The 12,467-nt window shown below is 68.3% G+C and carries 18 protein-coding genes; 12 read left to right on the top strand and 6 right to left on the bottom strand.

All coding sequences use genetic code 11. The annotated features are described in order from the left end of the window. Nucleotides 1–52: 52 nt before the first annotated feature. The 7 genes from ACGFIF_RS07590 to ACGFIF_RS07620 all read left to right on the top strand — a co-directional run bounded on the left by ACGFIF_RS07590 (nt 53) and on the right by ACGFIF_RS07620 (nt 2,575). A complete protein-coding gene (locus tag ACGFIF_RS07590) occupies nt 53–466 on the top strand; it encodes a hypothetical protein (protein ID WP_393152510.1) in 414 nt (137 codons plus the stop codon). Between the two features lie 246 nt (nt 467–712). After that, the gene (locus ACGFIF_RS07595) at nt 713–967 is read left to right on the top strand and encodes a hypothetical protein (RefSeq protein ID WP_393152512.1); all 255 of its coding nucleotides are present in this window, start codon (nt 713–715) and stop codon (nt 965–967) included. 151 nt (nt 968–1,118) lie between these two features. Beyond that, nucleotides 1,119–1,310, top strand: coding sequence for a hypothetical protein (locus ACGFIF_RS07600; protein WP_393152514.1), 192 nt, complete (start codon nt 1,119–1,121; stop codon nt 1,308–1,310). Continuing rightward, nucleotides 1,307–1,567 (top strand): hypothetical protein, encoded by a 261-nt coding sequence (locus ACGFIF_RS07605; RefSeq protein ID WP_393152516.1) that lies wholly within the window; start codon nt 1,307–1,309, stop codon nt 1,565–1,567. The genes ACGFIF_RS07600 and ACGFIF_RS07605 overlap by 4 nt, the downstream gene beginning before the upstream one ends. A 78-nt stretch (nt 1,568–1,645) precedes the next feature. Then, nucleotides 1,646–2,062 (top strand): CBS domain-containing protein, encoded by a 417-nt coding sequence (locus ACGFIF_RS07610; protein ID WP_393152518.1) that lies wholly within the window; start codon nt 1,646–1,648, stop codon nt 2,060–2,062. Nucleotides 2,063–2,110: 48 nt separating this feature from the next. Continuing rightward, nucleotides 2,111–2,314 (top strand): hypothetical protein, encoded by a 204-nt coding sequence (locus tag ACGFIF_RS07615; protein ID WP_393152520.1) that lies wholly within the window; start codon nt 2,111–2,113, stop codon nt 2,312–2,314. Between the two features lie 24 nt (nt 2,315–2,338). Continuing rightward, the gene (locus ACGFIF_RS07620) at nt 2,339–2,575 is read left to right on the top strand and encodes a hypothetical protein (RefSeq protein WP_393152522.1); all 237 of its coding nucleotides are present in this window, start codon (nt 2,339–2,341) and stop codon (nt 2,573–2,575) included. A 43-nt stretch (nt 2,576–2,618) separates the two neighbouring features. Here ACGFIF_RS07620 and ACGFIF_RS07625 read toward each other — a convergent pair whose 3' ends face one another. From ACGFIF_RS07625 to ACGFIF_RS07645, 5 genes are all read right to left on the bottom strand, one after another. Then, nucleotides 2,619–2,891, bottom strand: coding sequence for a hypothetical protein (locus ACGFIF_RS07625; protein ID WP_393152524.1), 273 nt, complete (start codon nt 2,889–2,891; stop codon nt 2,619–2,621). Beyond that, nucleotides 2,872–3,072, bottom strand: a complete 201-nt coding sequence (locus ACGFIF_RS07630) for a hypothetical protein (RefSeq protein ID WP_393152526.1) — start codon at nt 3,070–3,072, stop codon at nt 2,872–2,874. The genes ACGFIF_RS07625 and ACGFIF_RS07630 overlap by 20 nt, the downstream gene beginning before the upstream one ends. After that, the gene (locus ACGFIF_RS07635) at nt 3,069–3,248 is read right to left on the bottom strand and encodes a hypothetical protein (protein ID WP_393152527.1); all 180 of its coding nucleotides are present in this window, start codon (nt 3,246–3,248) and stop codon (nt 3,069–3,071) included. The genes ACGFIF_RS07630 and ACGFIF_RS07635 overlap by 4 nt, the downstream gene beginning before the upstream one ends. Nucleotides 3,249–3,265: 17 nt before the next feature. After that, a complete protein-coding gene (locus ACGFIF_RS07640; protein ID WP_393152529.1) occupies nt 3,266–4,195 on the bottom strand; it encodes a hypothetical protein in 930 nt (309 codons plus the stop codon). Between the two features lie 172 nt (nt 4,196–4,367). After that, entirely contained in the window at nt 4,368–4,547 is a 180-nt protein-coding gene (locus tag ACGFIF_RS07645; protein WP_393152531.1) for a hypothetical protein, read from the bottom strand. Nucleotides 4,548–4,700: 153 nt separating this feature from the next. Between ACGFIF_RS07645 and ACGFIF_RS07650 the strand changes: the two genes are divergently transcribed. The 3 genes from ACGFIF_RS07650 (at nt 4,701) to ACGFIF_RS07660 (ending at nt 6,564) form a co-directional block, all read left to right on the top strand. Then, entirely contained in the window at nt 4,701–5,444 is a 744-nt protein-coding gene (locus ACGFIF_RS07650) for a GAF and ANTAR domain-containing protein (RefSeq protein ID WP_393152533.1), read from the top strand. Nucleotides 5,445–5,566: 122 nt separating this feature from the next. Next, on the top strand, nt 5,567–6,067 hold the full coding sequence (locus ACGFIF_RS07655) for a DUF1269 domain-containing protein (protein ID WP_393152535.1): 501 nt from the start codon (nt 5,567–5,569) through the stop codon (nt 6,065–6,067). A 221-nt stretch (nt 6,068–6,288) separates the two neighbouring features. After that, complete coding sequence (locus ACGFIF_RS07660; RefSeq protein WP_393152537.1) at nt 6,289–6,564, top strand: hypothetical protein; 276 nt, start codon at nt 6,289–6,291, stop codon at nt 6,562–6,564. A gap of 6 nt (nt 6,565–6,570) precedes the next feature. Here ACGFIF_RS07660 and ACGFIF_RS07665 read toward each other — a convergent pair whose 3' ends face one another. Next, nucleotides 6,571–7,878, bottom strand: a complete 1,308-nt coding sequence (locus ACGFIF_RS07665; protein ID WP_393152539.1) for a cation:proton antiporter — start codon at nt 7,876–7,878, stop codon at nt 6,571–6,573. A 239-nt stretch (nt 7,879–8,117) separates the two neighbouring features. Between ACGFIF_RS07665 and ACGFIF_RS07670 the strand changes: the two genes are divergently transcribed. After that, nucleotides 8,118–10,469 (top strand): arylsulfatase, encoded by a 2,352-nt coding sequence (locus ACGFIF_RS07670; protein WP_393152541.1) that lies wholly within the window; start codon nt 8,118–8,120, stop codon nt 10,467–10,469. 34 nt (nt 10,470–10,503) lie between these two features. Continuing rightward, nucleotides 10,504–12,465 carry an ATP-dependent zinc metalloprotease FtsH gene (gene ftsH / locus ACGFIF_RS07675; protein WP_393152543.1) on the top strand — a complete coding sequence of 654 codons (1,962 nt, stop codon included), beginning with the start codon at nt 10,504–10,506 and terminating at the stop codon, nt 12,463–12,465. Nucleotides 12,466–12,467: the final 2 nt, after the last annotated feature.

A 12,467-nucleotide genomic window follows, 5' to 3' on the forward strand; every position in this document is an offset into this window, starting at 1 on the left:
TAGCGCGGGCCCGGGTGCACGCGGCGCTGGGGATCCTGGTCGGCTGGCGATCGTGGATGCATTGGCGGTGGGGGAGTTGGGCGCGCTTCTCGAGATGCCGACCAACTTGGTGGCGCATCACTTGAAGGTGTTGCAGGACGCCGGGGTGGTGGTACGCGGGCGGTCGGAAGGGGATCACCGGCGTACGTATGTGCGGTTGGGGCCGGAGACGTTGGCGATCCTGGGCAGTCCGTCGTTGAGTGATGTGCCGCGGGTGGTGTTCCTGTGCACGCACAACTCGGCGAGATCGCAGTTGGCGGCGGGCATCTGGTCGCGGCGTAGTCAGGTGCCGACAGCGTCGGCGGGGACGCGGCCCGCGGAGCGGGTGCATCCGCGGGCGACCAAGGTCGGGCGGCGGCACGGACTCGATCCGGACAACTGGCGCACGGCTCAGGTGAGTGACCTGGTGAAGTCGGACGACCTGTGATCGCGGTCTGCGACATCGCCTACGAACACCTGCCGGCCGACGCGCGGCCGCGAGTGCACTGGTCGGCCCCCGACCCGGCGCCGGCGGACACGGACGCGGCGTTCGAGGCCGCTACGACGAGCTCGACGCCCGCATCGAGCGGTTGGCGCCATTGGTTACATCGAGCGAGGCTACGCGGTCGGTGCGAAGTCGTACGGCCGCGCGCCGACGTTCTTGCTTGCTACCGGCTACAAGCAGGCGCGCTCCGTGGTTGCCGCGCTGGCCGGCGACTGGGAGTCCGCGCGTGATGTGCAGCTGAACCTGCCCGAGACCGGCGTGTGCTCGTCGAACCTCGCGTACGGCGACTCGGCCGACGAGGCTGCGGGCGGCTGCTGCGGTCCGGCTCCGCAGGCAGTCACAGTCGAGGCACCGGCCGACTGCGGCCTGGCCACCGGCATCAGCGGTGGCCTGCTGACCGTCGTTGAGGCGAAGCCGACCACGCAGTCCAGCTGCTGCGGCTGACGACGTCCACCCCGGCTTGCTGATCGGAGTCCGCAATCCGGTTGATGGCCCGACAGGGCTAGTGCGGTACGGCGCCCGATGTCAGAATGCGACTGGCCGGTTTGTTGAACAGTCAGCAGCCGAACTGGGATTCGGGCTGACTGGAGGGGCAATGACCGTCGGTGGCGTCGACACGTACTACGACTACGACGAGAAGCAGTGGAAGAGCCGGAAACTCGGCGGCGGACCGATTCGTCGCGGTCCGGTGTGCCCGGCTCCGAGGACCGCGCCGCAAGAGCAGCACGGCGCTACCCACGGTGAAATCAGCCACACGAAGAAGGCCGCAGGACGCGCCACGACATGACCCTGCCCGAAGACCAGCCGCCCGCCGGGGCATTGCCCGACGGTTCGATGCCGGTCTATGCCAACCACCCGCTGCCCGGCATGCCCGGTGGCGATCCGCCGACGCCCGCCCTGGGCTGGGGACCTGAGTTCGGCGCCGGCCAGGACTTCCGGCACGGCGGGTCGCCGCACCGCCGGGCCGGCCTCGCCCTCGGCCTCCTGGTCATCTGCGCCCTGGCCGCCGCCATCGTCATCACCGCCCTCGTCACGATCGCTTGAGGCCGCGCGAATGCGGCGTGCGTGGTGGGGCACCGGACAGCCAACCCAGATGGGTCCAGGAGGGTGAGGAGTCCGAACATGACGACCGCACGTGAGTTGATGACAGCCGGCGCCGAGTGCGTCGGTGAGCACGAGACGCTGGTCGATGCCGCCCGGAAGATGCGGGACCTGGACGTTGGAGCGTTGCCGATCCGCGGCGACAACAACCGGCTCCAGGGGATGCTCACCGACCGCGACATCGTGGTGAAGTGCATCGCCGACGGCGGCGACCCGGCCTCGGCGACGGCCGGAGAGTTCGGGCAGGGCAAGCTGGTCACGATCGGTGCGGACGACAGCGCCGCAGACGCGCTCAAGACGATGAGCAAACACCAGGTACGCCGGTTGCCCGTGATCGACGGCCATGACCTCGTCGGCATGTTGGCGTTGGCCGATGTCGCGCGCACCATGGACAAGTCCGCTACCGGTGACGTCGTACAGGACATCTCTCAGCCCTGACAACCAGAGCGACAGCGGCACCGTATTTCTCGATGAATGGAGACACCCATGGCCGAGACAACAGCCGGCAGCGGCCGCGACTGGACCGATGACGACGTCAAGGAACTGCGCGACCTGGCAGCGGGCAACACGCCGACCGGACTGATCAGCATGAAGCTTCGCCGCAGCGAGGGCGCGGTCCGCGCCAAGGCCCAGGCCGAGAGCATCTCGTTGGCCCCCGCGAATCGCCCGCCGTACGGCACTGCCGACTGACCGAGCCGGGCGGCCGTCGAACTGTTGCCTGACGTCCGCTACGCCAGCATCACGATCCTGCACGCCGATGGACGGCTCGAGACCGTCGCCCCGACAGACCAGCTACTGCTTGGCATTGACGCTGCCCAGTACGAGTTGCGGGAAGGCCCTTGCTACCAGGCTGCCGTGGACCTGATGCACATCATCTCCACCGATCTGGCCGCCGATGCACGCTTCCTGCGGTACTCCGCTGTCGCGGTGAGGAACGCGAAGGCTCGCTGATCGGTCGGTGAGACCGGCTCCGACGGCGGGTGGCAGCCGTCGTTCAGTGGTCGAGCGCGCGCAGATCCTTGATGCTTTCGTCGATCAGGCGCGCCGACGGACCGAGTCTCGCGCCGATCGCCTTGGGCGCGGTCTCGGTGTTCAGGCGGGTCGTCGTACCGGCGACGTCCACCGGCGGGGGCGGGCTGCTGAACGAGATCGGCGACAGCAGAACCGTGCCCTCCACCGTCAGCAGCCGCACCCCGAGCAGCCGCGCGACGAGTGAGGTACGTACGACGGCGCCGCCGGCCAGCGTGCTAGTTCCGGCTGGTCTCATCCAGATAGCTGTCGAGTCCGTTACTGCCTTGCCGGGCAGGCTTGGCACGCTGACGGCGTGCATCGTCGAGCCGCTGCGACGCCGACTGGAGCGCTTCGACAATCTGTACATAGCGTTCACGTCCCGCCTTGGCTCCGAGCACGTACCCCACGCCGAACACCGCGAGACTGCGCAGCTTCATTTCTTGTCCTTCTGCCGCCGCGAGGACACCACCGCGCTCGCGGCGCTCATGCCGATCGCCGCGGCCGCGGCGGCGAGGCCGTTGCGCACCGGAGCCCGGCGCATAGCGTTCGTCGTACCGGCCGCGATCGGCTTGGCCAGCCGCTCCCACCGGCTCTTCCTGTGTAGCAGTCTCATGATTGTCTCCACTCTGGCTATCGCTTGGATCGGGTCGAGCGTTTGATGGCGGTCACCAGCTCGGTCTTGTTCATCGCCGACCTGCCCTTGACGTCCTCGGCCGTGGCAAGGTTCAGCAGATCCGTCTTGGTCATCTCGTTGAGGTCGGCGGTGGTCTGAGCCCGTCCGTTGCGCTTGCGCTGTGCGCTGACTCTGGCGCGGGACCGGACCTGTTCGGCCTCGCGGACCCGTTCGTCGGCGCTCTTTGCCTCGCGGTCGGCGGTCGCGGCGAGCTGCGCCGCCTGCCGGTGTGCTTCTTCGGCGGCCGCCTTCGTCGCTTGCGTGGCTTCGTCGGCCAGTCGCCTGGCCTCCGCCAGGCTGGCCGTCGCGTCGGCCATCGTCTGCTTGGCCTTCGCCTGCGCCGCCTCTGCCTCCTCACGGGCCTTCGTGACCCGGTCGTCGGCCTCCGCCTTCGCTCTTTGCACCACCCGATCGGCGTCCGACTGCGCGGAGGCACGAGCCCGCTCGACCCGCGCATCGGCCTCGCGGCGGGCCTCGGCGACCTTTTCGTTGACTTCCTGGGACTGCTCCTGCTCGACCTCGCGCACATACGCCCGGCATCGCTCGGCGACCTGACGCGCCTCGTCGCTGCGCGCCTTTGCCTCCTCGGCCTCGCGGACTGCCTGTTCCTCCGCCTGCTGGGCCTCGTCGGCCGCGGCTCTGGCTCGCTGGAGCTTCAGCTCGATCGAGTCGCCCACGGGTAACGCATCCAGGACCGAAGCCCCCGCGTGGCGAGCGATGTCCACCAGCCCGCTTCCCGCGGACTGCGTCGCGCTCCCGGCGGCGTCCTTCGTCGCTTCCAACGGCGTCAATGCCTTTGACAGCAGCCAAGTGGTGTTCCGCGGTAAGTCCTTGACCCCGGTTCCCCAGGCCTTCACCAGCTTGCCCGCAGCGCCTGTTCCGGCCATGTCGCTGCCTCCCTGATCATTTACTGCACGGCTACATACCAGGCCCCCAGCCACTCCGCAGGTACCCGGCAACCGGCACCACAAACTGGTGGGTCGGGGGAGGTGATTGCGGGCCCGCTCCCCTGTCCCCTCCGGAGAGGGGCGGGCCCGCAATCAGACTGTGGTTGGCAGGTCAGGCCACCCGGCGCAGGCGGCGACGGCGGAGTTGGCGGAGTACTGACTGCTTCTGCCGGATCAGGACCGTCAGTCGATCGATGTCGGCGGCACAGCGGGCCGCTCGCAACTCGTCCTCGACGGTGTGCAGGGCGCAGATGAGCTGGCGCACGGTGGGGCTGGTGTCGTGGTCGCGCATGGGAGCCTCGCAGATCGGAAGATCCGGCGCCCGACTGTCTGAGGCTGGACCACTATGACCGCTGGATCAGCGTGGATCAAGCCCCCGGTAGGAATCCTGCCGCTCTGGACGGCGGTGTCGGTAGGTGGTACCCAGGAGTAGATAGGACTGCTCGTGACCGATCAACCGAAGTTGTCGGGTGTCGGGCCGGCACTGCATGGCAGTGAGCCCAGACCGGTCCGGCTTGCGGACGAGCTGAGTGAGATGGCCCGTGGGCTCTACCAGGCCGACGCGCCGGACGACGTACTGCGGGAAGCGGTGCAGGCCGCGATGGATCTCGTCCCCGGTGCACAGGCCGGTTCCATCACGGCTCTCGTCGGTGGGACGCGCGTCGAACACAAGGCGGAGTCAGGCACACTGCCGGCCCGCGTCGACGCGATCATGTCCGAGTACGACGAGGGCCCGTGTCTGGACGCGTTGTTCCAGCGCCGGATCGTCCGGGTCGAGGACATGCGCCGGGAGACTCGCTGGCCGCGGTTCGCCCCGCGTGCGGCCGAGCTGGGAGCGTTGAGCATGCTGGCGTTCCCGCTGTTCGTGAAGGACGACAACTTCTGTGCGCTCAACCTATATGCCGACGAGGCTCACGCGTTCACGGACGAGTCCGAGCACGTCGGCAGGTTGCTTGCCACCCACGCGGCCGTTGCGTACTCGGGTGCGCAGCGGGAGGAGCACCTGCTCGCTGCGATCGAGACCCGGGACCTGATCGGCCAGGCGGTCGGTCTCCTGATGGAGCGCTACTCGATCACCTCTGATCGAGCCTTCGACACGTTGGTTCGCTTCAGTCGGCAGTCCAACCGAAAACTCCGCGACCTCGCCCTCGAGCTGATCCGCGACGCCGAGGCCGGCGCCCGGAAGTAGCGGGAGCCGGGCGTCGCCTGAGCGGCCGGGTACATCGTCCGCCCGGGGTGAGGCTTCTCGCCGTGCCCGGCGCGATGGTGAGACGAGGGGTACGCCGGTCGCCGGATCAAGAGGAGAAGCTCGTGGGATCTGACAGCAACGCTCCAGTCGATCTGTACATCGCCGCCTACCCGGACGCCGAGGCGGCGCGCGGTGATTGGGACGCTCTCAAGCAAGCTGCTTCGGACGATGTGATCACGGTCGACGGGCTTGTCCTCGTCAGCCGCGGCTCCGACGGCAAGATCAATGTCGACGACGATTTCCACACCGCGGCCAGGGGTGCCGCCTGGGGCGCGGTCGGTGGTGCGGTCGTCGGCCTCATCTTCCCGCCCAGCCTGCTGGCCGGCGCGGCGGTCGGTGCGGGCGCGGGTCTGGGAATTGGTGGCCTGAAGTCCCACCGGGAGAAGGCGGCGATCAAAGCTGACGTCGAAGACACCATGCCGCCCGACAGTTCGGCGATCGTGGCGCTGTTCGAGGAGCGGTGGGCCACGGATGTGGACAAGGCGCTGGCGCATGCGGACAAGGTCACCAAGCACGAGGTCGACGCGGACAGCGTGACGGAGGTCAAGAACGCCACCAAGTAGTCCCGAGGAGAGCAACCATGCCGCGCAACGACGTACGTCGATCAGTGATTGCTGCCCTGGTGACCGTTACCCTGCTCGTCGTACCGATGGCCTGCAGTGACAGCTCGACAGAGAGTCAGCCGAGTCCGTCCGCGACGGCAGCCCCGCCGGCAACGGGTGCGTCCGCAACGGACTGCGCTGCGTCGGCTGAACTCAAGTCATCGCTCGAAACTCTCAGGAATGTGGAGCCCCTGCAGGACGGTCTCACCGCCTTCAACACCGCCATGGCCGGGGTCAAGAGCAGTCTGGAGACGGCGGCGGCCGCAGCATCGGCTGCTCTGCAGCCCGCCGTGGCGAATGTGAAGACGGCATTCACAGAGTTGGAAGCTGCGGCGAGTGGCCTGAGCGCGGACAACCTCCGGCAGAAGGCGCCGGCGATCAACACGGCCCTCCAGCAAGTCGGTACGGCGGCCTCGACGTTTACCACCACGTTGACCCAGGGCTGCCCAGGAGGCTGACCACGGTCAGGGTTGGTCGGTGCTGCGGGGGACCGTGGTGCCGGGGTGGTGATGGGCGGGACGTCGTGCTCGTGGGGCGGGGGTCGAGGCGTCATCTGCCTGCTCGCTGCTGACGTAGCGACGCCCGAGCGGACCGGCCGATATGCCGTGCAGCGCGACACTCAGCAGAACGGTCAGCGACACGGCGGCGACGGCCCGTTCCACCAACTCGGTCTCGCCGAGCTCCTCGATCGCCAGTAACGCGAACACGATCGATGCGAGACCGCGAGGGCCGAACCATCCCACGAAGATGACGGTCCGTCGGTCCAGCCCCTTCCCGATCAGGGACAGGGCGACCGGAACGATGCGGACCACAGTCAAGCTCAGTACGGCGTACGCGAGGAGCGGTACGTCGAAGTTGTGGACGGCGATCGTCACCAGTGCGGCGCCGAACAGGAACCAGACGACGAGGGACAAGACCTCCCCGAGGAGTTCCGGCAGCTCGACGGCGTTGTCCGCGTCGAGAACGTCCTCGTCCAGTCCGGCCCGGAAGGCGACGCCGGCCACGAACGCCGAGATGAATCCGTTGCCGCTGAAGCTGACCGCGAGGGCGAAGCTGCTCAGCGCGGCAGCAAGCGTGCCGAGCCGCCAGGCGCCTGCACTGATCCAGTGCCGTCGGGCGCCGAGCGTCAGGAGCCGGGCGCTTCCCAGCCCGACCACCAGGCCAACGGTGATGCCGATTGCCAGCTCCAGCAGCGCGCCACCTCCGTCAGTGGAGGCGTCGCCCTCGTGCGCTGTCCCGAGCTGCCCCGCGGCAACGGCGAGCGTGAACATGACGATCGGTGTGACGATGCCGTCGTTGAGTCCACTCTCCACGTTCAACGCGCGACGCAGGCGCATGGGTATCCGTTGGTCGTTGATGACCTGTGCGCTGAGAGCAGCATCGGTGGGGGCCAGTGCCGCGCCCACGAAGCCTGCGAGGGCCCAGGTGAAATCGTCGAACAGCCAGGCCGCCAGGAGCGAACCGAGGACCACCGAGAGCGGTAGGCCGATGCCGAGCAGACGCCCAGGGAGATAGATGTCTTGTCTCAGCCTGGACAGGTTGACCCGGGCCGCATCCGAGAACAGCAACAAGGCAAGGGTCAGCTCCGCGAGCAGGTGGACTGATGGGGCCTCGACATCAACCGCGAGTGGTCCCCAGTCCCGGTTCGCCAACACGAACCCGGCGACGGTGAAGACCAGCGGACCGGTGATGTTCGCCTTGGCCAGGAGCTCTGAGGTGACGGCCCACGCAAGGACGAGGAGCGCGACCACCGCGAACGTGACTTCTGTCATGGCCCGCCTCCGTCGTGCATCACGCGTCCGACGCGGACTCACTGTGACAGCGTCCGCCGCCAGGTACCTCATCCACCCGAGACGGTTTCGATCGGTGCCTTCCCACCGCTCATCCACCGCGGGTGATGATTTGCCGCGCCAGTCCGACGAAGGTACGTCGCAGCACGCGTGACGAGGCCGGGCCGAGGGCGGTCCGGCCGCTCGACGCCGCGCCGTTCGCATCGATGGGGGAGGCCTTTATGGCGATCGAGGAGTACCAGTCGGGACGCCCGTTCACCGGCGTGGTGGGACGAACGACCGATGAGTCGAGCCCGGCCTGGCCGGCGCCGGTACGGGCCGCGGCGGGCAGCCCGAACGTGTTGTTCGTGGTGCTGGACGACACGGGATTCGGTCAGCTGGGCTGCTTCGGAGGCTTGATCGAGACCCCGAACTTCGACCGGCTGGCTGCCAACGGGCTGCGGTTCACCAACATGCACACCACCGCGCTGTGTTCGCCCAGCCGGTCGTGCATCGTCACGGGCAGGAACCACCACAGCAACGGTATGGCGTCGATCACCGAACTCTCGACGGGCTATCCGGGCTACAACGGAGTCATCCCGTTCGAGAACGGGATGCTCTCGGAGATGCTGGTGGACAAGGGCTTCAGCACCTTCATGGTCGGCAAGTGGCATCTCTCACCGAGCAACGAGGAGACGGCGACCGGCCCGTACACCCGCTGGCCGCTGGGCCGCGGTTTCGAGCGGTACTACGGCTTCCTCGGGGGAGACACGAGTCAGTGGTATCCGGACCTGGTGTACGACAACCACCAGGTCGAGCCGCCGCGCACACCGGAGGAGGGTTATCACCTGAGCGAGGACCTGGTCGACAAGTCCATCGAGTTCATTGCCGACAGCAAGCAGATCGACCCGGCCAAGCCGTTCTACCTGCACCTGTGCTTCGGCGCGACGCACGCGCCCCACCACGTGCCGAAGGAGTGGGCCGACAAGTACGCGGGTGCTTTCGACGACGGCTGGGACGACTACCGGGAGAAGGTCTTCGCGCGGCAGAAGGAGCTGGGCATCATGCCCGCCGACGCCCAGTTGTCCCGCCACGACCCTGATGTACCGGACTGGCAGGCGCAGACGCCCGAGGCGCGCAAGCTGTTCAGCCGCATGATGGAGGTGTTCGCAGGCTTCCTCAGCCACACCGACCACCACCTCGGCCGGCTGCTCGACTTCCTGACCGAGCAGGGCGAGCTGGACAACACGATCGTGATGATGATCTCCGACAACGGGGCGAGCGCCGAGGGCGGTCCGACCGGGACGACGAACGAGGCCCAGTTCTTCAACAACGCCCAGGAGCCGCTCGAGGACAGCCTCAGGGCGATCGACGAGATCGGCGGCCCCAAACACTTCAACCACTACCCCTGGGGCTGGACCTGGGCGGGCAACACGCCGTTCCGGCGCTGGAAGCGGGAGACGTACCGGGGTGGATCCTGCGATCCGTTCATCGTGTCGTGGCCGGCCGGCGTGAACGCGAAGGGCGAGGTCCGCAACCAGTACGCCCACATCGTCGACATGGTCCCCACCGTCCTGGACCTGCTCGACATCGAGCCACCCGCCACGATCCGGGGTGTGACGCAGGCACCGCTGCACGGCGTCAGCTTCGCCCACGCCCTCGACGACGCCGAAGCCGGCAGCAAGCATCACACGCAGTACTTCGAGATGTTCGGCCACCGGGCCATCGACCACGACGGCTGGCGCGCGGTGTGCCCGTGGCCCGGCACCTCGTTCGCCGAGTCCGGCGCGGCCTTCGGCGATCCGATCAGCTCGACGAAACTGTCCCAACTCGACGCCACCGGTTGGGAGCTCTACCACGTGGCGGAGGACCCCGCGGAGACCAGCAACGTCGCCGCGGACAACCGGGATCGGCTGATCGCGATGATCGGGACCTGGTACGCCGAGGCCGGCAAGTACGGCGTCCTGCCGATCGACGGGAGCGCCCTGGCGCGCATGATCGGCGAGAAGCCGTCGATCGCGCCCCCGCGCGACCAGTACACGATGAGGCCGAACACCCAGCAGGTCCCGTTCTTCGCCGGCCCCCGCGTCCTCAACCGGCCGCACAGCATCACCGCCTTCGTCGAGATCCCTGACGGCGGTGCCGAGGGAGTTCTGCTGAGCCAAGGCAGCGCGGCCGGCGGTTATGCGCTGTTCATCAAGGACGGGCTGCTGCACTACGTGCACAACTACGTCGGCAGGGACCTGTTCCGGGTCTCGTCGCCCGAGCCGGTGCCCGTCGGCGAGCACGAGCTCCGCTTCGAGTTCGAACCGACCGGCAAGCCCGACATGCCGAACGGAAAGGGCGCGCCCGGGCACCTGCAGCTGTACGTCGACGGCGCGCTCGTCGCCGCCGCGGACGCCCCTGTGACCACGCCGTTCGCCTTCAACCCCGGCAATCTCACCTGCGGCTCCAACCCGGGCTCTGCGGTCACGGGGGAGTACACGAGCCCGTTCAAGTTCACCGGCACCCTGCACAAAGTGACCGTGGACGTCAGCGGCGAGCTGATCGAGGACCCGGAGTCCGAGCTACGAGCCCACCTGGCGCGGCAGTAGAGGTACTCGATGGGAGCCTGTCCGGGATCCGACCATGAGTGACCAGGACCAGCGGAAGGGGGAGCAGCCGGCACCGGATCGCGAGGAGCGAACCGGCGGCCCGCAGCGGCGTGCCGATCAGCCGTGGCGCACCGAAGGTCTCCCGACCGGGAAGGGTGAGCGGCGGCGCCGGCCGGGCTGGGTGAAGCTGCTGGGGTGGATCGCGGGTGGCTACCTGCTGTTGTTCCTGCTGACCACGATGCAGGACCAGATGTCCGGTGGGGCGGAGACGATCGCCTACACCGAGTTCACCACGCAGGTGGAGAAGGGCAACGTGGCCGAGGTCTTCGCCCGGGGCGACACGATCGAGGGGCGGCTCAAGGAAGCGGCGTCGGTGCCGGGCAAGACCGATACGTCGTACACGAAGTTCACCACCGAGCGGCCGACGTTCGCCAACGACGATCTGTACGCCGCCTTGGAGAAGAGCGGCACCACTGTCAAGGCCACTCCGGTGGTCCAGCAACGCGGTGCACTGTGGAATCTGCTGATCGCGTTCGCGCCGATCCTGCTGCTGGTCGGGTTCTACCTGTGGCTGTTCCGGCGCCAGCAACGGGCGGCCGCCGGAGGTCTGAGCGGTCTGCTCGGCGGTGGTCAGAAGAAGCCCGTCGATCCGGAGAGCGTCCGGACGACATTCGCCGACGTGGCCGGCATCGACGAGGTCGAGGCCGAGATCACCGAGATCGTCGATTACCTGATGGACCCGGACAAGTACCGCCGGCTCGGCGCCCGGGCACCCAAGGGCGTCCTGCTCGCGGGTGCGCCGGGGACCGGGAAGACGCTGCTGGCGCGAGCCACCGCGGGCGAGGCCGGCGTGCCGTTCTTCTCGGCCAGCGCCTCGGAGTTCATCGAGGCGATCGTCGGTGTCGGCGCGAGCCGGGTGCGCCAACTGTTCGCGGAGGCCCGGAAGGTCGCGCCGGCGATCATCTTCATCGACGAGATCGACACCATCGGCCGGGCCCGCGGCGGTGGCCGGTCGCTCGGCGGTCACAACGAGGGCGAGCAGACGCTGAACCAGATCCTCACCGAGATGGACGGCTTCTCCGGCACCGAGGGTGTGGTCGTCCTGGCGGCCACCAACCGCGCGGATGTCCTGGATCCGGCGCTGTTGCGGCCGGGCCGGTTCGACCGCACGATCACCGTGCACGCGCCGGACCAGCACGGCCGCGAGGCGATCCTGAAGGTGCACGCGCGAGACAAGCCGTTGGCCGCGGACGTCGACCTGGCGGCGATGGCCCGCTCCACGCCGGGGATGACCGGTGCCGACCTGGCGAACCTGTTGAACGAGGCGGCGCTGGCCGCTGCCCGGACCGGCCGCTCGGAGATCCGCCAGCGCGATCTGACCGACGCGCTGGAGAAGATCCAGCTCGGCACCGCCCGCAACGTGGTGATGCCGGCGGAGGAGCGTCGTCGTACGGCGTATCACGAGGGCGGTCATGCGTTGCTGGGCATGATCCAGGTCGGTGCCGACCCGGTGCGCAAAGTCTCGATCATTCCGCGCGGACGCGCGCTGGGCGTCACGTTGTCGACGCCGGAGATGGACCGGTACGGGTACGACGCCGACTACCTGCGCGGCCGCATCATCGGTGCACTCGGCGGGATGGCAGCCGAGCAGGAGGTGCTCGGTGTGGTCACCACCGGCGCCGAGAGCGATCTCGAGACCGCGACCCGGATCGCCCGGTCGATGGTCGGCCGGTGGGGCATGTCCGCGGCGGTCGGTCCCATCTCCGTGATCCCGGCCGACGGCGACCCCCGAGGCATCGCGTCCGACTCGCTGCTCAACACAGTCGACGAGGAGGTACGCCGACTCATCGACGAGTGCTACCAGGAGGCCCGACGGCTACTCCGGGAGAACCGCGAGCGGCTCGACGGCATCGCCGAACAACTCCTCGAGCACGAGACCCTCGACGAGGCCGACGCGTACGCAGCCGCCGGCATCCCACGTGACGCAAGGGCCTGACC

It is taken from the genome of Kribbella sp. NPDC049174 (genome assembly GCF_043197365.1).
Classification (GTDB): domain Bacteria; phylum Actinomycetota; class Actinomycetes; order Propionibacteriales; family Kribbellaceae; genus Kribbella.